General features: G+C 69.5%; 20 protein-coding genes and 2 pseudogenes. 14 read left to right on the forward strand and 8 right to left on the reverse strand.

Translation table 11 applies throughout. The annotated features are described in order from the left end of the window. Positions 1 to 62: 62 nt before the first annotated feature. On the reverse strand, positions 63 to 587 hold the full coding sequence (locus tag ACFU5O_RS08480; protein ID WP_384238041.1) for a hypothetical protein: 525 nt from the start codon (positions 585 to 587) through the stop codon (positions 63 to 65). A 457-nt stretch (positions 588 to 1,044) separates the two neighbouring features. On the opposite strand from ACFU5O_RS08480, the pseudogene ACFU5O_RS08485 reads away from it, so the two are divergent. The 7 genes and pseudogenes from ACFU5O_RS08485 to ACFU5O_RS08515 form a co-directional block, all read left to right on the forward strand. Continuing rightward, positions 1,045 to 1,140 (forward strand): annotated as a pseudogene (locus ACFU5O_RS08485) (ALF repeat-containing protein); the annotation flags it as partial. A gap of 39 nt (positions 1,141 to 1,179) precedes the next feature. Next, complete coding sequence (locus tag ACFU5O_RS08490; RefSeq protein ID WP_384238920.1) at positions 1,180 to 4,785, forward strand: polymorphic toxin-type HINT domain-containing protein; 3,606 nt, start codon at positions 1,180 to 1,182, stop codon at positions 4,783 to 4,785. Positions 4,786 to 4,810: 25 nt separating this feature from the next. Further along, positions 4,811 to 5,233, forward strand: coding sequence for a hypothetical protein (locus ACFU5O_RS08495; protein WP_384238044.1), 423 nt, complete (start codon positions 4,811 to 4,813; stop codon positions 5,231 to 5,233). Between the two features lie 131 nt (positions 5,234 to 5,364). After that, a pseudogene (locus tag ACFU5O_RS08500) lies at positions 5,365 to 5,613 on the forward strand (Uma2 family endonuclease); the annotation flags it as partial. Between the two features lie 169 nt (positions 5,614 to 5,782). After that, positions 5,783 to 6,052 (forward strand): type II toxin-antitoxin system Phd/YefM family antitoxin, encoded by a 270-nt coding sequence (locus tag ACFU5O_RS08505; RefSeq protein WP_365927101.1) that lies wholly within the window; start codon positions 5,783 to 5,785, stop codon positions 6,050 to 6,052. Continuing rightward, positions 6,045 to 6,308: a type II toxin-antitoxin system RelE/ParE family toxin gene (locus ACFU5O_RS08510; RefSeq protein ID WP_054221840.1), complete on the forward strand. Its 264-nt coding sequence runs from the start codon at positions 6,045 to 6,047 to the stop codon at positions 6,306 to 6,308. Before ACFU5O_RS08505 ends, ACFU5O_RS08510 begins: the two co-directional genes overlap by 8 nt. 93 nt (positions 6,309 to 6,401) lie before the next feature. Continuing rightward, the gene (locus ACFU5O_RS08515) at positions 6,402 to 7,247 is read left to right on the forward strand and encodes an alpha/beta fold hydrolase (protein WP_384238047.1); all 846 of its coding nucleotides are present in this window, start codon (positions 6,402 to 6,404) and stop codon (positions 7,245 to 7,247) included. Here ACFU5O_RS08515 and ACFU5O_RS08520 read toward each other — a convergent pair. Both ACFU5O_RS08520 and ychF read right to left on the reverse strand, forming a co-directional pair. Next, entirely contained in the window at positions 7,207 to 7,485 is a 279-nt protein-coding gene (locus ACFU5O_RS08520; RefSeq protein WP_384238050.1) for a helix-turn-helix domain-containing protein, read from the reverse strand. The genes ACFU5O_RS08515 and ACFU5O_RS08520 overlap by 41 nt on opposite strands. 347 nt (positions 7,486 to 7,832) lie before the next feature. Then, positions 7,833 to 8,921, reverse strand: coding sequence for a redox-regulated ATPase YchF (gene ychF, locus ACFU5O_RS08525; RefSeq protein ID WP_384238053.1), 1,089 nt, complete (start codon positions 8,919 to 8,921; stop codon positions 7,833 to 7,835). Between the two features lie 230 nt (positions 8,922 to 9,151). Between ychF and ACFU5O_RS08530 the strand changes: the two genes are divergently transcribed. Beyond that, positions 9,152 to 9,829: a DUF6542 domain-containing protein gene (locus ACFU5O_RS08530; RefSeq protein WP_384238055.1), complete on the forward strand. Its 678-nt coding sequence runs from the start codon at positions 9,152 to 9,154 to the stop codon at positions 9,827 to 9,829. A gap of 207 nt (positions 9,830 to 10,036) precedes the next feature. On the opposite strand, the gene ppgK is transcribed toward ACFU5O_RS08530, so the two are convergent. Both ppgK and ACFU5O_RS08540 read right to left on the reverse strand, forming a co-directional pair. After that, complete coding sequence (gene ppgK / locus ACFU5O_RS08535) at positions 10,037 to 10,774, reverse strand: polyphosphate--glucose phosphotransferase (RefSeq protein WP_384238057.1); 738 nt, start codon at positions 10,772 to 10,774, stop codon at positions 10,037 to 10,039. A gap of 30 nt (positions 10,775 to 10,804) precedes the next feature. After that, complete coding sequence (locus ACFU5O_RS08540; RefSeq protein WP_384238059.1) at positions 10,805 to 11,794, reverse strand: 4-hydroxy-3-methylbut-2-enyl diphosphate reductase; 990 nt, start codon at positions 11,792 to 11,794, stop codon at positions 10,805 to 10,807. A 197-nt stretch (positions 11,795 to 11,991) separates the two neighbouring features. Between ACFU5O_RS08540 and xseA the strand changes: the two genes are divergently transcribed. The 3 genes from xseA (at position 11,992) to ACFU5O_RS08555 (ending at position 14,323) form a co-directional block, all read left to right on the forward strand. After that, a complete protein-coding gene (gene xseA / locus ACFU5O_RS08545) occupies positions 11,992 to 13,206 on the forward strand; it encodes an exodeoxyribonuclease VII large subunit (protein ID WP_384238061.1) in 1,215 nt (404 codons plus the stop codon). Positions 13,207 to 13,216: 10 nt separating this feature from the next. Then, a complete protein-coding gene (locus tag ACFU5O_RS08550; protein WP_384238063.1) occupies positions 13,217 to 13,573 on the forward strand; it encodes an exodeoxyribonuclease VII small subunit in 357 nt (118 codons plus the stop codon). A gap of 159 nt (positions 13,574 to 13,732) precedes the next feature. Beyond that, positions 13,733 to 14,323, forward strand: coding sequence for a malonic semialdehyde reductase (locus ACFU5O_RS08555; RefSeq protein WP_384238065.1), 591 nt, complete (start codon positions 13,733 to 13,735; stop codon positions 14,321 to 14,323). A 131-nt stretch (positions 14,324 to 14,454) separates the two neighbouring features. Here the strand turns inward: ACFU5O_RS08555 and ACFU5O_RS08560 are convergent, their stop codons facing one another. Beyond that, on the reverse strand, positions 14,455 to 14,973 hold the full coding sequence (locus ACFU5O_RS08560; RefSeq protein WP_384238921.1) for a DUF4245 domain-containing protein: 519 nt from the start codon (positions 14,971 to 14,973) through the stop codon (positions 14,455 to 14,457). A 134-nt stretch (positions 14,974 to 15,107) separates the two neighbouring features. Between ACFU5O_RS08560 and glpX the strand changes: the two genes are divergently transcribed. Further along, complete coding sequence (gene glpX, locus ACFU5O_RS08565; protein ID WP_384238067.1) at positions 15,108 to 16,139, forward strand: class II fructose-bisphosphatase; 1,032 nt, start codon at positions 15,108 to 15,110, stop codon at positions 16,137 to 16,139. Positions 16,140 to 16,300: 161 nt separating this feature from the next. Here glpX and ACFU5O_RS08570 read toward each other — a convergent pair whose 3' ends face one another. Both ACFU5O_RS08570 and ACFU5O_RS08575 read right to left on the reverse strand, forming a co-directional pair. Then, positions 16,301 to 16,654, reverse strand: a complete 354-nt coding sequence (locus ACFU5O_RS08570; protein ID WP_384238069.1) for a WhiB family transcriptional regulator — start codon at positions 16,652 to 16,654, stop codon at positions 16,301 to 16,303. 152 nt (positions 16,655 to 16,806) lie between these two features. Further along, complete coding sequence (locus ACFU5O_RS08575; RefSeq protein WP_384238071.1) at positions 16,807 to 17,496, reverse strand: DUF1707 domain-containing protein; 690 nt, start codon at positions 17,494 to 17,496, stop codon at positions 16,807 to 16,809. 524 nt (positions 17,497 to 18,020) lie between these two features. Here ACFU5O_RS08575 and ACFU5O_RS08580 point away from each other — a divergent pair. Continuing rightward, entirely contained in the window at positions 18,021 to 19,712 is a 1,692-nt protein-coding gene (locus tag ACFU5O_RS08580) for a fumarate hydratase (protein WP_384238073.1), read from the forward strand. 452 nt (positions 19,713 to 20,164) lie between these two features. After that, complete coding sequence (locus ACFU5O_RS08585) at positions 20,165 to 20,449, forward strand: hypothetical protein (RefSeq protein WP_384238075.1); 285 nt, start codon at positions 20,165 to 20,167, stop codon at positions 20,447 to 20,449. Positions 20,450 to 20,664 lie beyond the last annotated feature (215 nt).

A 20,664-nucleotide genomic window follows, 5' to 3' on the forward strand; every position in this document is an offset into this window, starting at 1 on the left:
CAGATCAGGTGCGATGGGTAGCCGGGGACACTGCGCAGCCGCGGGCCGCACAGTGCGCCCGGTCAGCCCGTCACCTTGAGTTCGACGAGCACGGCCGGAGCCGGGTTGTTGCTGTTTCCCTGGCCGACGGGCTTGTAGTCGTCCTTCGGGACCTCGACGGTCGTGGTCTTCCCGTCCACCGTCAGGCTGGCGTGCACGGCACGCTCCTCGGTCTGGATGGCGTGAACCTTGTTGACTTCCAGGGTGAGGATTCCGGTCTTTCCGGTGACCCGGAAGCAGTACTTGCCCGCCGCGTTCTGCAGCGTCCATACCTGGATCTGGTGCGGAGAGCTGCACTCCGTCAGCATGATGTGGCCATCGCCCTTCCGCAGGACGATGCCCTGCTCCGCGAGGACCCTGTCTGCGTCGGGATAGGCGAAGTCCTCGACGGCATGAGAGGGCCCGGCTTCGCCGGCATCAGCTGCAACCGTGGTCGTCGCCCTGGTCTGAGGGGCGGCGGACGCGACGGCGAGAGTACAAGCGCCAGCGAATGCTGTGACGGTGCCCACAACACCGGCAAGCAGCATTCCACGCGCGCGAAATTTCACCAGAGAGTTCCTTCCGAATGGTGCGGCGCGCAACGGCAGCCGCAAAGAAGGCCCGTTCCCCCAGGGCCTTCACGGAACTTATCACCCATTCACCCGGAACCTTCACTCGAAATCCCCGATAACAAGTTGGCAAAATTACCGGTGGAAACGAAACGCGAAAGCCCTCGGAGACGTCGCACGGAATCCCCTGTTCCAGTTTTTCCGCGTTCGGGACTTCGGGCCCGCAGGGCTATGCTCGGCTGGCCGATATGCGGCGAACCCGCCATGACCAGGCAGGTTTCTTGAACAGGGAACAAAAAACGTGAATAGAGCTGGGGGAAGGTGGGCGCGTGGCATACGGTTGGTGTGCCTCGGCGCCTTGTCGCTCTCACTGACCGCGGGGGTACTCGGGGCAGGTCCTGCGCAAGCGGAAGACGCCGGAGCCAATGGCCCGGTTCCGCTGAGCGAGCGCGGTCAGGTGTTGCAGATATGGACGCGCGGGGGGCCGGCCGTCAGGGAGGCGGCTGAACTCGCGTTGCAGGGTTCGGACGCGGACGTGCAGCTTTTCCTGAGCAAGGAAAAGGCAGTCGCCGAGCGTCATGACACTCAGTTGTTGTTCTCACAGCTTTACTCACTCAGCGGTCCGAGTGTGCGTGAGGCGGCGCTGAAAGCGTTGGACAGCAACGACCCGGACGTCGTGAACGCCTTTTTGAACGACGGCTGGAAGGCGCCGCTGGAGAAGGACCGGCAACTCCGGGTTTCGCAGGTCATCAGCGAAGGCGGCAGCAGCGTCAAGGAAGCCGGCGTGGCCGCGTTGAACGCCGGCCCGGAAAAGGTGCAGGAGTTCCTCGAGCGGGGGCAGTACCCGGCGCGTGAGGCCGATGAACGGGTAGCGCTGTCCCGGATCGTCAGTACCGGAGGGCCGGCCACCAAGGCAGCCGCCATCGCCGCGGCCAACGGCACGATCGACGACGTACGGGACTTCCTTGAGGTCGGGCAGTACATCGCCCAGGCCCGGGACCAGGAACGCGCGACTGTCGCGCAGCTCGCCGAGCGGGCCAGGGCGGCCGGGGCCCAGGCCAAGCGGCAGACCGATGCCGCCAAAGAGGCTTCCGCCCGTGCGGTGAAGGCGTCCGAGCTGGCCAGGAAGGCTGCCGCAGAGGCGGCCACCGAGACCGAGGAGGCCCGCAAGGACTCCAAGCGTGCCGCGAACGCGGCCGGTCAGGCGGCCCGCGCGGCCCGGGGAGCCGCCGCCGCGGCCCAGCAGGCCATCAGCGCGGCACGTGCCGCCAACGCCTCCGCGCGCATCGCTGCCACCGCCGCCTCGCAGGCCGCAGCCGCTGCGGCGGGTGCGGCCGATGCCGCGGCCCGGGCGCAGAGTGCTGCCTCGGCGGCCGCGGGTGACGCCGGTATGGCGTCCGCCGCGCGCAAGGCCGCGCAGGAAGCCCGCGTGGTGGCCAAGGAGGCCCGTCAGGCCGGCCAGGCGGCAGAGGCGGCCGGACTGGCGGCCACCGCCGCCGGTGTCGCGGCAGAGGCCGCCGGCAGCGCGGGCAGGAACGCCGACGCCGCCGCCGCGGAAGCCGGCCGGGCGAGCGGCCTGGCATCCGCCGCCGGAGCCCACTCCGCCGAGGCGGACGCCGCAGCAGCGGCAGCGCGCCGCCAAGCGGCCGAGGCGACCCGCGCGGCCGGTGTCTCGCAGGCACTCGCCAAGGAGTCGGCAGCCGCCGCCTACAAGGCGCGGGACGCCGCCAACGATGCGGCGGAGCACGCCGAACGGGCGGCCACGGCAGCGGAGGAAGCGGCCAAGCAGGCCGGCAAGTCGGCCCAGGCCGCCAAGGAATCCGCCGTCCACGCCGCGAACGCGAAGAAGGCCGCGGACGTGGCCACCAACGCCGTCGGCCAGGCCCGCACCACCTTCGGCCTGACCCGCCGCAGCGAGGCCGAGGAACTGGCCACCCGCACCGCGGCCGCTACGGAGGAGGCCAAGGAACTCAAGGCAGCCGACGAGCGGAAGCGGGCCCAGGCCGACAAGGCTGCGAGCACGGCTTCCGCTCTGGACGCCCTCATCGCCAAGCTCTCGGACTACGCGGCCCAGCCGGACGCGGACACTGGGCGCATGGTCGCGAAGGGCCGTTGGATCGCCCTGGTCACGATGAAGACCCGCGGACCGTGGAGCAGCACCGCCGCAGCCGCTGCCTTGGCCGGCTCCGACGCCGAGGTCGTCGAGTACCTGCGTACCGGCTGGAAGGAAGCAGCCGAACAGGACGAGCGCGCCCGCACCGAGCGGCTCGCCGACGATGCCGCCTCCCCGGCCGTGCGCCAGGCAGCGGAGAAGGCCCTGGCCGGCGATGTCCGGCAGATCCGCACCTTCCTGATCGCCGGTCAGCACGAGGTGGCCGCGAACGACTACCGTCTGCGGATCTCCCAGGCCGTCAGCGCCGGCGGACCCGCCACCAAGGATGCGGCCGTTGCCGCACTCGGCGGCGGCACGGACGCGATGCGCACGTTCCTCACCACCGGGCAGTACGCCGCCCGCACCAACGACGAACGCCTGCGCGCCTCTCAGCTGATCAGCACCGGCAGTCCGGAACTCAAGGCCGCGGCCCGTGTGGCCGTCGAAGGCCCCCCGCAGATGCTGCACGAGTTCATCACCGTCGGCCAGTACCGGGCCAAGCGCAAGGACGCCCTGGCCGCCACCCATATCGCCGACGTCCAACGCCTGATCTCCGACGCCGCCGTCGTCGCCGCCCGCGCCCAGCAGAACGCGGCCGAGGCCAGTCGGGCCGCTGCCCTTGCCAACAAGAAGTCAGGAGAGGCCAAGACCTGGGCCGAGCAGGCCGACCGTTCCGCAGGCGACGCCAAGAAGTACGCGGCCGAGGCCGACAAGTCGGCATCAGAGGCCGAGAACTCCGCCGCTCAGGCGCGGGAATCGGCCAAGGCCGCCCGCAAGGCACAGACCGACGCGGTCGCAGCCTCACGCGAAGCCGGCAACTCCGCGCGGGAGGCCCACGCGTCCGCCGCATGGGCGCGCGCCTCTGCCGCCGACGCGGAGACGGCGGCTCAGGAGGCCCGCGCCTCCGCCGTCGCTGCAGGTAAGGACTCCGCGGCCGCCGACAAGGCGGCCAAGGAGGCGAAGAGCATCGCAGAAGAGAAGCGACGGGCCGAGGAGGCGGCGCGGCGGCGCGACGAAGAAGCCCGGAAGAAGCGCGAGGAGGACCTCAGAAAGGCTGCTGAGGAAGAGGAGGACAGCGGCTGGACCTGGTCCGACAGCGGACACCTCGCCCTGGACCTCGTCGGGCTCATCCCCGGCGCCGGTGAGGCGGCCGACGGAGCCAACTGCGCCTGGTACGGAGCCGAAGGCGACGCACTCAACGCCGGCCTCTCCTGCGCGTCCGCCATCCCGGTCGCCGGCTACGGCGCCTCCGCCGTGAAATTCGGCAAGTGGGGCGACAAGGCCTACGGAGCCCTCAAGGGGTTGTTCGGCAAGGGTGCCAAAGCCTGCAAGGTACCCAACAGCTTCACGCCCGAGACACGCGTCGCCATGGCCGACGGAACCACCCGTCAGATCCAGCACATGCGTCTGGGTGACCGCGTGCTCGCCACCGACACCGCGACGGGGGTGACGGGGCCGCAGACCGTGCAGCGGGTGATCGTCGGCGACGGAGCCAAGCGCCTCGTACGCCTCACCGTCGACACCGACGGCGCCCGCGGCAGCGTCACCGGCACCTTCACGGCGACCGACAACCATCCGCTGTGGCTGGTCGACCAGAAGAGCTGGACCACTGCCGGTCAGGTACGGACCGGGGATCGTCTGCGCGCACCGGACGGAACGCTGCGGACGGTCGTCGCGACCCGTACCTGGGCCCAGAAGCAGCGGGTCTACAACCTCACCGTCAGCAATGCCCATACCTTCTATGTGCTTGCCGGAAGCTCGCCGGTCCTGGTGCACAACGACGGCGGATTCGACTGGGACAAGGGCCTTGAGGACATCAGGAGGAGCTGGGATTCCGGCAATCTTGACGACGACGGGTACCACGCACCCCGCGGCAACCAAGCGGAGAACAAGGAGTTCAGGGACGCTCTCCGCGCAGTGGAGCGCGATCTCGGCCGAGACGTGACCCCTGGTGAGCGACGTGCCTTGCACGACCGGATCACTGGGCGGGGATACGGCTACCATCGCATCATCGAGGAGGCCAAGGGGATGTTCGGTGGGTGCTGACGAAGAGGCCGCAAACGTTCGGCGCATGCTGGACCAGGCGGTGCTCCGCACCGTCGGAAGGGCCGCGGACATGGGGGTGGTGGAGCTCACCGGCGCACGCGGCGAAGAACTCGGCCTCCACATCCAGTGCCCGTTCCGGTTCGTCCACGACGACAGGGTGCTGCTCGGATCGCGCGACATGAGGTACCCGCAGAAGGGCGCGGGACCGGACGCGTTCGACACCTTCTCGACGATGTACGACGCGCGCGCCGAGCTCCTCAACGACGTCTTCCGCAAGGCTGAGCCGCGTGTGGAGAGCGTCCACCTCGGCAAGGCCGGTGATCTCGCCCTGAGCTGGGGGCCCGGCGTCCGCCTGGAGGTGTTCCCCGACTGTTCCGGTCAGGAGGAGGCCTGGCGGGTCCTCGTCCGGGGCGGTGCCCACTACGGCTATCCCCCGGGCATCGTCTGACACGCGACGCCGCACACCGGGTCCGGCTCACCCGAGCCGGGCCCGGGCCCGGACACGGCACGGATCCAGCGGACGCGGCGACGGGGCCGGGCCCCGAAGGGGACCGGCCCCGTCGCCTTGCACAACACCGCGAGGTCGTCTCCCCCGAGTCGGCCCACCGCGATCGCACCGTAAAGCTTCGCAAGTACGCAGAGGCCGGCATCCCGCACTACTGGTGCATCGAGGACGAGGACGGGGCACCCGTCGTCCACGTCTACGAGCTCGACGAACCCACCGGCGCCTACGCGCCCGCCGGGATCTTCCGGGGCACCCTCCAGCGCCCGGTGCCCTTCGAGGTCAGCCTGGACCTCGACAAGCTCACGCCGCCCCGAAGCAGCTGAAAAGTCAGAGCTCCGACCTGCGGAAACGCGATTTCCGGAGCCCCTGTCCAGCACCGATCCAGCACGGTGCGCGTTCATTCAGCACACCCAGCACGCGCGCGTCGAGGCGACCTGCCCACCACCACGGCCTCTCTTGTGTACACATGGGACACTCGGTACCCTTGAGCGCATGACGCAGCCACTGCCCATAGAGTCCATCCGCGACGTGCGTGCGCACTTGGCGGAGGTCGTGGAGCGCGCAGACCGCGACGATGTGCCCACAGTGATCACGCGCCGAGGCAAGGAAGTCGCCGCCGTCGTCTCCATCGAGGTGCTGCGCAAGTACCAGGAGTGGGAAGAGCGCGAGATCAATCGGATCATCGACGAGCGCATGGCCAGCCCCGCGCCCGGCATCCCGATCGAGGACATCATGAGGGAGACGCTGGCACGCGGTGAGTGAGTACCGAACCGTCTTCCGCCCTGAGGCACAGGCCGAGCTTCGGAAGATCCCCCGCGACATGGCGCTGCGCATCCTGGCCAAGCTGACCGAGCTGGAGACCGACCCTCTCGGCTTCAACACCACCGCACTCGTGTCCCAGCCCGAACGACGCCGTCTGCGCGTCGGCGACTACCGCGTCGTCTACACGATCGACAACGGAGAGCTGGTGGTCTGGGTCGTTCACGTGGGACACCGGTCCACCGTTTACGAGACCTGATTACAGCCCCTGGCTCCCAGCCGACTACCGGCAGAACCTCTGGAAAGCCGCTCAGGCAGCTCTCAGATCAAGGTCACGGGAGACAATATGAGGGTGGAGCTGCATCGAGCCGACGGCGGGGTGATCGCGGTCGAGGTGGTGGGGGAGCCGGACGCGCCTGCGGTGCTGTTCTGCCACGGGTTGGCCGACTCCCGGCTGGCCGCGTACGGCTTCGCGGGCGCGGCCCACGCGCTCGGACTGCGCCTCATCGCCCCGGATCGCCCCGGCATCGGCGGCACCGACGCCCGTCGCCTGCCGCAGGTCGTGGACTGGGCTGCGGAAGCCACCCTGGTCCTGGACGCGTTGGACGTCGGCTCGGTGACGCTGCTCGGCGTCTCGGGCGGAGGAGCGTTCGCGGCCGCCTGCGCGTCCGAGCTGCCTGACCGCGTCCGCAGCCTGCTGCTCATCGCGCCCCTCGGTCCGCCTGCCTGGCCCACCCGCGGGATGGCAGCCGGGCAGCGCGCGTCCTTGCAGATCGCCCGGCATGCTCCGGCCTTCGGTGGCTGGTTTCTGGGCCGCCTGGCCACGCTGGCGCGCCGGGCACCAGGGCTGTTCCTTCGCCTGGCGACCAGCGAGATGCCCACCAACGACCGGCGTGCCCTCGCTCAGTCGGACGCACGCGCGGCCTTCTTGACCAACTACCTGCGAGCGTTCCACCGCGGCAGTCGGGGAGTCGAGCAGGATCTGCGCGTGCTGACCCGGCCCTGGGGTTTCGACCTCGAGTCGATCAGGGTGCCCACGTCGATCCACCATGGGGACGCCGACACCACCGTCCCGCTCCAGCACGCCCGCCGCTTCGCCGCGGCGATACCGGGCGCACGCCTTCACATCCATCCCGGCCAAGGCCACTTCTCGATCCTCACCGCACCCGAGCAGACGCTGGCGACACTCGCCGCATAGCCGGGTGGTCCTGCCACTCCGTGTTCGCTGAGCGAGCGAGGGCGAGGATCTCGCCCGCCAGCGGCCCTTCCGCCCCAAGGGCATGAAGGATCGGCTCAACGTCGACTATGGCGGGGGTGAGCTTCCCGCTCTCGATATTGCTGATCTTTGTCTGGCTCATGTTGCAGCGCTTCGCGAGCCGGACTACTCCTCTTCCTCCTGCGGCATGAGGTACTGCGGCAGCGTCTCCAGGCGCCATGCCTCCTGCGTGAAGCGCTCGAACCGCGCCGCCCACGCCTCACCAGCCAAGAGCACGGAAAGACTCCCTCAACGTCTCCTCCGGGATCTCCACGAGCCCTTCCCCCTCCGGGGCGGTGAACGCGCCTCCGAGGTCCGAACCAACAGCGATCAGAAAGCGAACGGCCGGAAACTCCTGCTCAGAGGACGTACAGACCCACCCGGCAAGCAGCACCAAGTCAGCACAGGGGGCAGGAAAGAGGCTGATCCGGCCGGAGAAAACAGGAAGGGGCCAGACCCGAAGATCTGGCCCCTGACCTGGGGTTTATTACCCTGACCAGCCACTTCGGCCGCTCAAGGAATCAGGCACTACACGTTGAAGCGGAACTCCACCACGTCCCCGTCCTGCATCACGTAGTCCTTGCCCTCCATGCGCGCCTTGCCCGCCGCCCGCGCGTCGGCCACCGAGCCCGTGGCGACGAGATCGGCGAAGGAGATGACCTCGGCCTTGATGAAGCCCTTCTGGAAGTCGGTGTGGATCACACCGGCCGCCTCGGGGGCCGTCGCCCCCTTCTTGATGGTCCAGGCGCGGGACTCCTTGGGACCTGCCGTGAGGTAGGTCTGGAGGCCGAGGGTGTCGAAGCCGACGCGGGCGAGGGTCGCCAGGCCCGGCTCCTCTGCGCCGACGGACTGGAGGAGCTCCATGGCGTCCTCCTCGTCGAGCTCGGCGAGGTCGGCCTCGAGCTTGGCGTTGAGGAAGATCGCCTCGGCCGGGGCGACCAGGGCGCGCTGCTCGTTCTTGAAGTCCTCGTCGACCAGCTCGTCCTCGTCGACGTTGAAGACGTAGAGGAACGGCTTCGTCGTGAGGAGGTGCAGGTCGTGCAGCAGCTCCGCCTTCTCCGAGCCCTGGACGATGCCGGCGGAGAAGAGAGTGTTGCCCTCCTCCAGGATGGCCTGGGCGGCCTCGACCGCCGCCACCTTCGGAGCCACGTCCTTCTTGATGCGGGCTTCCTTGGCGAGGCGCGGCAGCACCTTCTCGATGGTCTGGAGGTCCGCGAGGATCAGCTCGGTGTTGATCGTCTCGATGTCGTCCTTGGGCGAGACCTTGCCGTCGACGTGTACGACGTTCTCGTCCTTGAAGGCCCGGATGACCTGGCAGATCGCGTCGGACTCGCGGATGTTCGCCAGGAACTTGTTGCCGAGGCCCTCGCCCTCGCTCGCGCCGCGGACGATGCCCGCGATGTCGACGAAGTCGACCGTCGCCGGGAGGATCCGCTGGGACCCGAAGATCTCGGCCAGCTTGGCGAGGCGGGTGTCGGGGACACCGACCACGCCCACGTTGGGCTCGATGGTGGCGAACGGGTAGTTGGCCGCCAGCACGTCGTTCTTGGTCAGGGCGTTGAACAGGGTCGACTTGCCGACATTCGGCAGTCCGACGATTCCGATCGTGAGCGACACGTTGGCGACTTCCTGGGTGAGGACTGGCTGAGGGCCGGGGGCCCGGACCCGGGTGGGCCGATCCCCCAGTTTACGGGCGCGTCGCCGGGGCCGACGACGGGGAACCGAGGGAGGCCACGGCGGCGCGCCGGACGTGGCAGGGGCGGGATTGCGTCGAACTCACGGCCAAGGTCGCCCAAAGGGCGTGTCCTGTGGCGGAACACTCACGTCCTGCGACCTACGTTGGTCCCGTGGAGCACACGACAGGTCCCTCGCAGCAACGCCCACGGCCGCGGGCCCCTCGTTACGGGCAGGGCGCGCTCGTCGAGGGCGCCACGGTGTACCGGGTCACGGCCAAGCCCGGCGGGTCGGGCCGTTCGGGTCCGCCCGGACGGCCGGGCGGACCCGAACGGTCCGGTCGCCCCCGGCGGCCGGACCCGGACCCGGGGCGCCGGCTGCCGCCGGTGGCGCATGCCCTGCGGAGACTGCCGAATCCGCGGCTGACCGGAATCGGCGCCGGGCTGTTCGCGTCGGCGGTGATGCTGCTGATCGGCATGCTCGACGAGCTTCTGTTCGACGGCTCGGCGATCGTGTACGGCGTGTTCTTCCTCCCCCTCAGCGCCCTGACCGCGCTGTGGGTACGGAGCGCCGACCTGGTCACGGCCCCCATCAGCGTGCCGATCGCCTTCGCGGTCGGGGCCGTCCCGATCTCCGGCGGTACCGGCGGATACGGCGGCCAGATCATGGCGGTCGTGACGGCTCTGGCCGTGAACGCCGGATGGCTGTACGGGGGCACGCTCATCGCCGGTCTCATCACGACCGTACGGAAGGTCCGTCTGATGCGGCGGCGCGAGGCGGACCGGCGTGCAGACCGGGCCGGCACCGGCCGGGCGGGCCAGGTCCAGCGGCGCCCGGGCGGCCGCGCCTGAGTCCTGCCGGGCGCCCCCGGCCTTCCGACGACCACCGACAAACACCGACGGCCACCGACGAGCACCGACGAGCACCGACAGACGCCAACAGAGGCCAGCAGACGCCAACAGACAACGCCCGGGACCAGCAGGAACGGGCAGGAACCCGGCAGGACAGCAATCGCATGCGTCGGACTGCCCTGCCGGTGTCCCGTTCCGTGGTTCCTGCTAGCGCTCCGCAGCCATCATCGCCGCGCCCACGATCCCCGCGTTGTTCTGGAGCTCCGCCGGGAGGATCTCCGCGCGCACATGCTTGATCAGCGGCATGAACCTGTCCGCCTTGCGGCTCACGCCGCCGCCGACGATGAACAGCTCGGGTGAGAACAGCATCTCCAGATGCATGAGGTACTTCTGGACGCGGTGCGCCCAGTGCTCCCAGCTGAGCTCCTCGTCATCCTTGACCTTGGTCGAAGCATGCTTCTCGGCCTCGTGCCCGTTCAGCTCGAGATGACCGAGCTCCGTGTTCGGCACGAGCTTGCCGTCGAGGAAGAGGGCGCTGCCGATGCCCGTGCCGAACGTCAGCAGCATCACCGTGCCCTTGCGTCCGCGCCCCGCGCCGAAGGCCATCTCGGCCACACCCGCCGCGTCCGCGTCGTTCAGCACGGTGACCGACAGGCCGAGCCGGTCGCCCAGCAGCTTGCCGCCGTCCAGGTCGATCCAGCCCTTGTCGACGTTCGCGGCCGTTCGGACGACGGAGCCGGTGACCACGCCCGGGAAGGTGATCCCGACCGGCCCCGACCAGCCGAAGTGCTCCACCACCTCGGCAACGCACCCGGCCACGCCGTCGGGCGTGGCCGGGTGCGGTGTGAGTACTTTGTGGCGGGGTTCTGCGAGGTCGCCGCGGCCCAGGTCCACGGGAGCGCCTTTGATCCCCGACCCGCCGATGTCCACTCCGAAGACGTTCATGGACACAACGTTACGAGGAACCGCTGACGGTTACTCCTCGATCAGCCCGGCGGCTTCGGAGCGAAGATCGCGACGGAGCTCCTTCGGCAGCGAGAAGGTGATCGACTCCTCCGCCGCCTTCACGATCTCCACGTCCTCGAAGCCGTGGCGGGACAGCCACTCCAGGACCTCCTCGACCAGGACCTCCGGCACGGAGGCACCCGAGGTGACACCGACCGTGGTGACGCCCTCCAGCCAGGCCTCGTCGATCTCGGACGCGTAGTCCACCAGGTGGGCGTCGCGGGCGCCCGCGCCCAGGGCGACCTCGACGAGCCGCTTGGAGTTCGAGGAGTTCTGCGAGCCGACGACGATGACCAGGTCCGCGTCGGCGCCCATCTGCTTGACCGCGATCTGGCGGTTCTGCGTGGCGTAGCAGATGTCGTCGCTCGGCGGGGACACCAGCAGCGGGAACTTGGTCTTCAGCTTGTCGACGGTCTCCATCGTCTCGTCGACGGACAGCGTGGTCTGGGAGAGCCAGACGACCTTCGACGGGTCGCGGACCTCGACCTTCTGGACGTCGTCCGGGCCGTCGACCAGGGTGATGTGGTCGGGGGCCTCGCCCGTGGTGCCGATGACCTCCTCGTGGCCCTCGTGGCCGATGAGGAGGATGTCGAAGTCCTCGTTCGCGTAGCGGACGGCTTCCTTGTGGACCTTGGTCACCAGGGGGCAGGTCGCGTCGATGGTCGCGAGCTTCCGCTCGGCGGCCTCGTCGTGCACGATCGGAGCGACGCCGTGCGCCGAGAACATGACGATCGAGCCCTCAGGGACCTCCTCCGTCGTCTCGACGAAGATCGCGCCCTTCTTCTCCAGGGTCTGCACGACGTACTTGTTGTGGACGATCTCGTGGCGTACGTAGATCGGGGAGCCGTACTGCTCCAGGGCCTTCTCCACGGCGATCACGGCACGGTCCACGCCCGCGCAGTAGCCACGGGGAGCGGCGAGCAGGACGCGGCGGGCGTTCGTTGCAGTCATGCCACCCATCGTAAGGGCGCACCGAACGGGCCAACGATCGCCCACAGGGCTGAGTCCGCCGCCCATATGTGATCAGCGATGTGCGTACGGGACGAGTCCCCCGAGCGCTCACCGGGTCCGTGGCCGGTCCATGCGGCGGGTGACGGCGGGAACGGGCCACTGTGCGGGGCCTGGTCCTGTCCGAGGGTGCCGATACGCTCGCGTGCATGGGTCTCACTACGTCTGCCGAAGCACCGTTGCCCGTCGGCGAGGTGTCACGGCTCATCGGGGGATGGATCGACCGGCTCGGCGCCGTGTGGGTGGAAGGACAGATCACCCAGCTGTCGCGCAGGCCCGGGGCGGGGGTCGTGTTCCTGACGCTGCGCGATCCGTCGTACGACATCTCGGTCAGCGTGACCTGCTACCGCCAGGTGTTCGACGCGGTCGCCGACGTCGTGTCCGAGGGCGCCCGGGTCGTCGTGCTGGCCAAGCCGGAGTGGTACGCCCCGCGTGGCCAGCTCTCCCTGCGTGCCGCCGAGATAAAACCGGTCGGCATCGGTGAGCTGCTCGCGCGGCTCGAGCACCTGAAGCGGACCCTGGGCGCGGAGGGTCTCTTCGCACTCGACCGCAAGAAGCCGCTGCCCTTCCTTCCGCAGCTGATCGGCCTGGTCTGCGGCCGGGCCTCGGCAGCCGAGCGCGACGTACTGGAGAACGCGCGGCGGCGCTGGCCAGCCGTCAGGTTCGAGGTGCGCAATGTCGCGGTGCAGGGTGTGCGCGCCGTCCCCCAGGTCGTCCAGGCGGTGAAGGAGCTCGACGAGCTGCCTGACGTGGACGTGATCATCGTCGCGCGCGGCGGCGGCAGCGTCGAGGACCTGTTGCCGTTCTCGGACGAGCAGCTGGTGCGCGCGGTCGCCGACTGCCGTACGCCCCTGGTGTCCGCGATCGGGCACGAACCGGACTCGCCGCTGCTCGATCTGGTCGCGGATCTGCGTGCCTCCACCCCGACCGACGCCGCGAAGAAGGTCGTTCCCGACGTCGGCGAGGAGCTCGACCGGGTGCGGACGCTCCAGGAGCGTGCGCTGCGGACGGTGCGGGGGCTGCTGGAGCGCGAGGAGCGGGGGCTCGCGAACTGTCTGCACCGGCGCGTCATGGAGCATCCGCACCGGATGGTGGAGGAGCGCGAGCGGGAGGCGGACGCGCTCGCCGCAAGGGGCCGTCGCGTGCTCGGACATCTGCTGGACCGTGCCGACTCCGAGCTGGCCCACACCCGCGCTCGGGTCGTCGCCCTGTCCCCGGCCGCGACGCTGGAGCGGGGGTACGCGGTGCTGCAGCGGGCGGACGGATCGGTCGTCCGGGCGGCCGACGAGGTGACGACGGACGAGGAGCTGCGGGCCAGGGTCGCGGAAGGCGAGTTCACGGTCACTGTCGGACCTCACGCATAGGGTGGAACGCATGACGGCGAAGACGGACGAGAGCTCGGCCGATCCGGCGAAATCCATCGGCGCGACGGGTTCGGCCGGTTCGATCGGTTACGAGCAGGCACGCGACGAGCTGATCGAGGTCGTACGCCGGCTCGAAGCAGGTGGCACCACGCTCGAGGAGTCCCTCGCGCTGTGGGAGCGCGGCGAGGAGCTGGCGAAGGTGTGCCGCCGCTGGCTGGACGGCGCCCGGGCGCGTCTGGACGCGGCGCTTGCGGGGCGCGACGGGGGCGACCAGGGGCCGGGGGCGGCAGGACCGGGGGCGCGTGACGAAGAGGCTTCAGCGGGGGCCGGCGGAGAACGTGGCTACGGGGACGATTCGGGCGCCTGAGGCGTTCGGCCCGGGCGGGGCATGAACGCGCACTCCATTTAGTTGAAAGTTGTGTGAGTCCGCTCACGACGGGCCGCATTTAGTTGAAGCTTCACCTATCTAGACCGTACGGTGAGGTCACAGCTTGATCCCCTTTTGCTCATTCGGAAGGCACGCAGCATGTCCCTCGTTCTTGACGCCGCCGCCCAGGACCTCCTCTTCCGCGAGGCCCGCACCGCCAACACCTTCACCGACGAGCCGGTGACCGACGAGCAGGTCCAGGCCATCTACGACCTGGTCAAGTACGGCCCGACCGCCTTCAACCAGTCGCCGCTGCGCGTCGTCCTGGTCCGCTCCGCCGAGGCCCGGGAGCGGCTGGTGAAGCACATGGCCGAGGGCAACCAGCCGAAGACCGCCACGGCACCCCTGGTCGCGATCCTCGCCGCGGACAACGAGTTCCACGAGGAGCTTCCGGCGCTGTTCCCGCACTTCCCGCAGGCCAAGGACATGTTCTTCGCCGAGCGCCCCGCCCGTGAGCAGTCCGCTCTGCTGAACGCCGCGCTCCAGGCCGCCTACTTCATCGTCGGCGTCCGCGCGGCCGGTCTGGCCGCGGGCCCGATGACCGGCGTCGACTTCGCGGGCGTCCAGAAGGAGTTCCTGGACGACGACCACACCCCGCTGATGGTCGTCAACATCGGCAAGCCGGGCGACGACGCGTGGTTCCCGCGTTCGCCGCGTCTGGAGTTCGACGAGGTCATCAAGACCGTCTGACACTCCGGTCCGTACGACGACGAGGCGGCCGCACCCCTGTGGGTGCGGCCGCCTCGTCGTGCGTTTCAGGACTTCTGCGGCCCCCGGGACCTCTCCGACCTCGGGGCTCCGGCCTCAGGACCTCTCCGGCCTCAGGACTTCTTCGGCTCCAGCGCCGCCGCCATCTCCGCGAGCCGCTTGAAGGACGCCGTTCCCGTGACGACCGTCGTCGAGCCGTTCTCGCCGGTGCGCACGAGCGCGTCGTACTTCGGGCCCTCCCAGCGCTCCCAGGTCACGCCGCCCACCTGCTCGGTGCGGTCGGTCCTGGCGGCCCGCTGGGTGACCTTCGGGACGTACTTGCGCGCGGCCGCGGTGGACTGCTCGACCGCGACGTACTGCCCGTCCGGGTCGAGGAAGCCGAGGTGCCAGGCATGGGCGTCCGCCCGGCTGTAGCGGGCCGAGGTGGGCTTCCAGTCCGCGTGCAGACCGGCGGGAGCGGCCACCGGATAGGGCGCCGCCCGGCGCGCTGTCACCAGTTCGACGCGGTAGTCCTTCGCCTGAACCGGGTTCGCCGTGTCGTCGTGCGGGACGAAAAGATAGATCACGAAGGCGGCGGCCAGAACCACCGCCATCGACTGGACCATCCCGCGTACCGTTTGCTTGCCTCGCATACCTGCCACCGCACTATGGTCGCATCAAGGTTGTTTGCTCAAACGTGGGCCCCTCTGCTCATTTTGTCGACGTACCGATAGAGTCACAGCACCCTCTTTATTCCGGCCGTCGTCGTACAGAAAGGTGCGCTCCGATGACCGAGCATCATCTTCCGTCCCAGCTGGAGGTCTCCCCCGAGGCCCCCGATCGCAACCTCGCCCTGGAGCTCGTCCGGGTCACCGAGGCCGCCGCCATGGCCGCCGGCCGGTGGGTGGGCCGCGGCGACAAGAACGGCGCGGACGGCGCGGCTGTCAAGGCCATGCGGACTCTCGTGTCCACCGTCTCGATGAACGGTGTCGTCGTGATCGGCGAGGGCGAGAAGGACGAAGCCCCGATGCTGTTCAACGGCGAGCGCATCGGTGACGGGACCGGGGCCGAGTGCGACATCGCCGTGGACCCGATCGACGGGACGACGCTCGCCGCCAAGGGCATGCCCAACGCGATCGCGGTCCTCGCCGCCGCCGACCGGGGCACCATGTTCGACCCGTCCGCGGTCTTCTACATGGACAAGCTGGTCACCGGCCCCGAGGCCGCCGACTTCGTCGACATCGACGCCCCCGTACCGGTGAACATCCGCCGGGTGGCCAAGGCGAAGAACTCCGCGCCCGAGGACGTCACCGTCGTCATCCTGGACCGGCCCCGCCACGAGGGCATCGTCAAGGAGATCCGGGAGACCGGCGCGCGGATCAAGTTCATCTCGGACGGCGATGTCGCGGGCGCGATCATGGCCGTGCGCGAGGGCACCGGCGTCGACATGCTGATGGGCATCGGTGGTACGCCGGAGGGCATCATCACCGCGTGCGCGATCAAGTGCCTGGGTGGCACGATCCAGGGCAAGCTCTGGCCGAAGGACGAGGCGGAGCGGCAGCGCGCGCTCGACGCGGGCCACGACCTGGACCGCGTGCTCCTCACCGATGACCTCGTCAGCGGCGACAACGTGTTCTTCGTGGCCACGGGCATCACGGACGGCGAACTGCTGCGCGGCGTGCGGTACCGCGCCGCGACCGCGACGACGCAGTCGCTGGTGATGCGGTCCAAGTCGGGAACGATCCGCCAGATCGACTCGACGCACCGGCTGTCGAAGCTGCGCGCCTACAGCGCCATCGACTTCGACCGCGCCCAGTAGCGGGCTCGCCCGCGCTCGGGCGGAGCTCACCCTGGATTCGCGAGGACCCTGAACAGGGAGTCCTGAGAACGGAGTCCTGCATACAGAAAGGGGCGTCCCCATGTGCGGTGGGGGCGCCCCTTCCCGTACGTACGCGAGGATCCGCGTACGTCACGGTTTCGTCAGGCAGCCGATGCCGGCTTCTTCAGCTCCGTCTCGCGCCGCCTGCGGCGGGCGAGGACGACACGGCGCTCGGCCGCGGTGAGTCCGCCCCACACTCCGTACGGCTCGGGCTGGAGCAGCGCGTGCTCGCGGCACTCGACCATGACCGGGCAGCGGGCGCAGACCCGCTTGGCGGCCTCCTCGCGCGAGAGCCGCGCGGCGGTCGGTTCCTTCGACGGCGCGAAGAACAGCCCGGCTTCGTCCCGGCGGCACACCGCCTCCGAGTGCCAGGGCCCGTCCTGGTCTTCCCGAGCAGAGGTGCGCTGAGGCGGAACGGTGGCTACCTGCAGGGCCTGATGCGGCAGTTGCAGCACGGTCTACTCCTGACGACGGCTTCGCGAGCGAGAGACGATGCAGCAAGGCCTACCCGCTGTGCGCGCGCCTATGCACTGAGTGGCACGGAGTTCCGGGTGCCGGAATCCCGGTCGCCGTCAGCGGACACCGCAGTGGACACCGCGTGGCCGCGTCAATGGCCCAGGTGCTTGCGCAGACGGTTGTGCAGGTCGGCGATGAGCTTGCCCCGCTTCGGCTTGGCCTCGACATTGCCGAAAACCGAGTAGCCGTTGACCACCACCACCGGGGCCTCCGGGTCGGCGGCCTCCAGAGTGACCACCTCGAAGTTGCCGAAGATTCCGGTGCCGCTGCCGCGCAGCGAGATGTTCTCCGGCACGCGCACCTCCACGTTGCCGAAGATCGACGTCGCGTTGATGACGGTGAGCCGCTGCCCGAACATCGCCTCGGTCAGATCGATCTCGACGCTGCCGAAGAGGGAGAAGGCGTTGGTCCTCGCGCCGACGCGCCAGCGGCCCTTGCGGGTGGAACTCGAGAAGATCGCTACCAGGTTGTCCGTGGGCCCGGCAGGCGCCTCCGGCCCGTACGCGTGGGGAACCGGGTCCGGACGGCGCCCGGCCGCGGGCAAGTCCCCCACGATCGGCTCGAGTTCGCCGACGGTCTTCGCCCGGTAGACCGCGTCGATACGGTCGGAGTGCTCGTCGGCGTCGAGGCGGCCCTCTGCCAGGGCGTCGCGGAGGATGTCCGCGACACGGTCGCGGTCGGCATCGGAGGCACGGATGGAGCCGACGGGGTCGGCGGAAGCGGGCCGGTCCGCAGGAACGGCGGGTGCGACCGGCGTCTGAGGGTGCTTTTCGAGGTCCACGACCCCAGCCTAGCGAAACGCGATAGATCGCGACTAGGGTCAGTCCTCCGGACCCGACCGGGTCCGACCGGACGGGAGGGGACGGGATCGGACAGTACGGGGACCGGCCGGGTACGGGAAGGACCGGGCCGGTGAACGGCGAACGACCCCTCCGAAGGCAGCGGCCCGAAGGCAGGGTCCGAAGGCAGCGGTCCGAAGGCAGGGGCAGCGTCCGCGCGGAGCACCGGCGCCACACGGCAACGCGACCGGGGGCACTCCCCCGCCGCGCCGGGGACGCCCACCGGGCCCGAGCGGCGACCGGACGAGCGCGACGCCAGGCCGTTCGCGGGCCCGGCAGGATCCGGAGGGCATGTCCTCCTCACGGCCGAGACCGCCGCCCGGTCAGCGCGTTGCGCCGATCCGGACAACGGCACCCCGGCAACTGAGCCTTACCTCACAAGCCCGGACGCCCGGGAGCGTCTTACGCTTGTGGGCGCGCTGCCAATGGATGCCAGCCGCCGTCTGCCGAGTGAGGAATGGCCGTAATGCCCCCTGTCTCCCGCCCGACCAACCCTGCGTTCGAGTACTCCGATCTGCTCCCGCTGGGAGAGGACACCACGCCCTACCGCCTGGTGACCGCCGAAGGTGTCTCCACCTTCGAGGCCGACGGGCGCACCTTCCTCAAGGTCGAGCCGGAGGCGCTGCGCAAGCTGGCCGCGGAGGCGATCCACGACATCCAGCACTACCTCCGCCCTGCACACCTCGCCCAGCTGCGCAAGATCATCGACGACCCCGAGGCGTCGTCCAACGACAAGTTCGTCGCACTGGACCTGCTCAAGAACGCGAACATCGCCGCCGCGGGCGTCCTCCCGATGTGCCAGGACACCGGCACGGCGATCGTCATGGGCAAGCGCGGTCAGAACGTCCTGACGTCGGGCGGCGACGAGGAAGCCCTCTCGCACGGCATCCACGACGCGTACACCAGGCTGAACCTGCGCTACTCGCAGATGGCTCCGCTCACCATGTGGGAGGAGAAGAACACCGGCTCGAACCTGCCCGCGCAGATCGAGCTGTACGCGACCGACGGCGGCGCCTACAAGTTCCTCTTCATGGCCAAGGGCGGCGGCTCCGCCAACAAGTCCTTCCTCTACCAGGAGACCAAGGCGGTCCTGAACGAGGCCTCCATGATGAAGTTCCTGGAGGAGAAGATCCGCTCGCTGGGTACGGCCGCCTGCCCGCCGTACCACCTGGCGATCGTCGTCGGCGGTACGTCGGCCGAGTACGCGCTGAAGACCGCGAAGTACGCCTCCGCGCACTACCTGGACGAACTGCCGGAGGAGGGCTCGCCCCTCGGCCACGGCTTCCGGGACAAGGAGCTGGAGGAGAAGGTCTTCGAGCTGACGCAGAAGATCGGCATCGGTGCGCAGTTCGGCGGCAAGTACTTCTGCCACGACGTGCGCGTGGTGCGGCTGCCGCGGCACGGCGCGTCCTGCCCCGTCGCGATCGCCGTGTCCTGCTCGGCCGACCGCCAGGCCGTCGCGAAGATCACGGCGGAGGGTGTCTTCCTGGAACAGCTGGAGACGGACCCGGCGCGCTTCCTCCCCGAGACCACGGAGGAGCACCTCGACGAGGCGGGTGACGTCGTCAGGATCGACCTCAACCAGCCGATGGACGAGATCCTCGCCGAGCTGACCAAGTACCCGGTCAAGACCCGTCTCTCGCTGACCGGCCCGCTGGTCGTGGCTCGCGACATCGCGCACGCCAAGATCAAGGAGCGTCTCGACGCGGGCGAGGAGATGCCGCAGTACCTGAAGGACCACCCGGTCTACTACGCGGGCCCGGCGAAGACGCCCGAGGGTTACGCGTCCGGCTCCTTCGGCCCCACCACGGCCGGCCGCATGGACTCCTACGTCGAGCAGTTCCAGGCGGCGGGCGGCTCCAAGGTCATGCTGGCGAAGGGCAACCGCAGCAAGCAGGTCACGGACGCGTGCGATGCGCACGGCGGCTTCTACCTCGGCTCGATCGGCGGCCCGGCAGCGCGGCTGGCCCAGGACTGCATCAAGAAGGTCGAGGTCGTCGAGTACGAGGAGCTCGGCATGGAGGCGGTCTGGAGGATCGAGGTCGAGGACTTCCCAGCGTTCGTCGTCGTGGACGACAAGGGCAACGACTTCTTCCAGAACCCGGCTCCCGCGCCGACGTTCACCAGCATCCCGGTGCGGGGTCCCGGACTGGGCTGACCTCCGCCATTCGACCGAGCCCCTGGCAACCGCCGGGGGCTCGGTCGTTGTCCCGGCAGGCACACGGGCGTTCCGGCGCCCTTCGCCGCAGGCAGACCCCTGCCGTACACGGGGCGTTCCCACAGCCCCGGGGCGCGCCGGTTCATGCGACGACGCGCATGGTCGCGAGTGGGCACAGACGGGTGAGCAGCGCCCTCGTCCGTCGTCCTTGCGGCGCAAGTAGGGCCACGGAGCAGGGGGTTTCGCAAGTCTGAGCGTGCTGGGCCCACCCGACTCACGGGCAGCGGGAACGGGGCCCATCCGTTCGCCGGCCTCACATGGAAAGACCTGGTGCAAGGCAGATTCCGACACACCCCGTGACCACGACGTGCGTCACGCCACTCGAATTGCCTCGGCGCCATCTGCCGACGACACGTGATGCACGGTCCCGGGCCCGCTCCTACACTTCGACCATGGCTCTGCGCATGTCCTGGGAAGTCGCGCCTATCGCCTCGGCCGGTGAGAACGTGAACAACATCGAGGGCGCCGTGAAGGCTCTTGACGGGTCGGTGCTGCGGATTCAGGAACGAGCCATGAACCCGCTGGAGGCTGCGGCCCTACGCGAATCGGCGCGGGTCATCCGCGCCCAGATGCTCAGCGATGGTCGCGCGGCCCTGGCACGGGGAGAGCGTTGGGAAGCCAAGGTCGGGCGAGTCCGAGTGATACTCACCCCCGCAGGACCCGCCAGTTCGGGCTGACCCCCGGCGCGTTCACACCGAGGGAAAGACGGCGGGTGCCCGGAAAGAGTCTCCCGAAGTTTCCGACTGCCCTCCCCGATGCCGTCCTGCTGAGGACGGCAAGAGGGACGGCAGCGGACCCTGCACAGCCTCGGAGCGATGCCTCGGAGCGATCACTCCAGGGGCGGCGGCTCGGTGGCGTCGGGCCGTCGCCCGGCGCTCGCCCCCGTGGGCAC

It is taken from the genome of Streptomyces sp. NPDC057445 (genome assembly GCF_042802855.1).
In the GTDB taxonomy this organism is placed as follows: domain Bacteria; phylum Actinomycetota; class Actinomycetes; order Streptomycetales; family Streptomycetaceae; genus Streptomyces.